This is a genomic window from Thermoleptolyngbya sp. M55_K2018_002, from assembly GCF_015295965.1.
GTDB classification, from domain to species: Bacteria; Cyanobacteriota; Cyanobacteriia; order Elainellales; family Elainellaceae; genus Thermoleptolyngbya; species Thermoleptolyngbya sichuanensis.
This window is the reverse complement of record NZ_DVEA01000002.1, coordinates 1-1,533: the sequence shown is the minus strand read 5'-3', so window position 1 is coordinate 1,533 and position 1,533 is coordinate 1. Positions and strand designations below refer to the sequence as shown.

At 62.6% G+C, this 1,533-nt stretch carries 1 protein-coding gene and 2 pseudogenes; 2 read left to right on the top strand and 1 reads right to left on the bottom strand.

The annotated features are described in order from the left end of the window. Positions 1-476 (top strand): annotated as a pseudogene (locus IGS51_RS00030) (hypothetical protein); the annotation flags it as partial. Between the two features lie 14 nt (positions 477-490). Further along, complete coding sequence (locus IGS51_RS00025) at positions 491-1,297, top strand: inositol monophosphatase family protein (protein WP_297074708.1); 807 nt, start codon at positions 491-493, stop codon at positions 1,295-1,297. 80 nt (positions 1,298-1,377) lie between these two features. Here the strand turns inward: IGS51_RS00025 and IGS51_RS22245 are convergent. Further along, positions 1,378-1,533 (bottom strand): annotated as a pseudogene (locus IGS51_RS22245) (UDP-N-acetylglucosamine 1-carboxyvinyltransferase); the annotation flags it as partial.

The following is a 1,533-nucleotide window of genomic DNA, read 5'->3' as shown; positions in this document are numbered from 1 at the left end:
GGCAGGGGGCGCTGGCGGCGGCGCAGCAGGTGGCCGCAGGCACGACCGTCCATCCCCAAGTGCAACCGCTGCTGTCATCCTATCGGGCATCCTTGGCGACGGCACAGGAAAAGCTGAAAGGGGCGATCGCCGCTCAGGCGGCCGAGCAAGACTTGGAGCGCAACTGTAGCGGTACGCCCCGCATTTGCACCTACGCGCAGCGGGGCAGCGTCATGCAGGTGCGAATTACGCCCAGCTATGATCGGGTGCTGCAAGAGGCGGCCGCCATTACTCAGGTCACACAAGAGACTGATCCGGATTCGGCCATCATGGCCCACTTCAACCCACTGCTGCGGGCGATCGCCACCGTCGGCGAAACCGCCCAAATTCCCATTGAGGTCTACAACGCCGACGGCTCCCTGTTTGGCATCTACGATCCCGCCCTGGATGGATATGTTTCTCGCGAAGTCCGCAACCAGCAGCAAAAGCGTCCCTAACCCCCCAACCCCGAATGCACTGGCCCGACATTCTCGATTTTGCCGAAGCCGCTACTCACTTAGTTGGCCAGCAACTGCTCCAGGACTTTGGGCAGGTGCAGGCCGACGAAAAGGCCGACGGCAGCCTGGTGACGCGGGCCGACCGCTGGGCCGATGAAACCCTGCGGGGGGCGATCGCCCAGCGGTTTCCCGACCACGGCATCCTCAGCGAAGAGTTGACCCACGTTTTTCCGGCTCAGGACTGGTGCTGGATCATCGACCCCCTCGACGGCACGACCAACTTTGCGCGGGGCATTCCCATCTGGGGCATTTCCCTGGGACTGCTCTATCAGGGCACGCCGGTCTTCGGCTACGTGCATCTGCCGCCGATTCAGCAGTCGTTTCATGGCTACTGGCCCGGCGACAGTGGACTGGAGATGCCCACCGGAGCCTTTTGCAATGGACGGGCGATCGCCGCTAGCCCCGATGCGCCCAGCGGCAACCACTTCTTTAACCTGTGTGCCCGCAGCATCGCCATCCTCCAGCAGCAGCCCTTCCCCTGCAAAATCCGAATGCTGGGCGTTGCCACCTATAACCTGCTCACTGTGGCAGCAGGAGCGACCCTGGGCGCAGTTGAAGCCACCCCCAAAATCTGGGACATTGCCGCCGTGTGGCCCATTGTGCAAGCCGCTGGAGCCGTGTGGCAGCCCCTAGAGCCAGGGCCGATTTTTCCGCTGGTGCCAGGGCAAAACTATGGCGATCGCCCCTTCCCCACCCTCGTTGTCAGTCAGCCCGCCCTTCTGGAAGTGTTTCTCCCCAGAGTCGCCATTTTGAGCAAGTAGGGCGCAGCACAAAAAGAGAAGCGGCTGAGGATCAGACGTGACTCTCAGCCCTTCGCGCTCATCTTGCAGAGCCATAATCGCTAGCTGCGCGGCATCACGGGCAGGGATGAAACCGACTCGGCCCCCGCATCGCCTTTCACCCGGCGGATCTGGCCCCCCAGCAGCTTCAGCTTGCCTTCCAGGTCATCGTAGCCTCGATCCAGATGGTGCAAGCCCTGAATAATCGTGGTGCCGCG

Excerpts from the sequence above, each read along its gene's own strand:
- IGS51_RS00025 (WP_297074708.1), top strand. The coding sequence starts at position 491 with ATGCACTGGCCCGACATTCTCGATTTTGCCGAAGCCGCTACTCACTTA.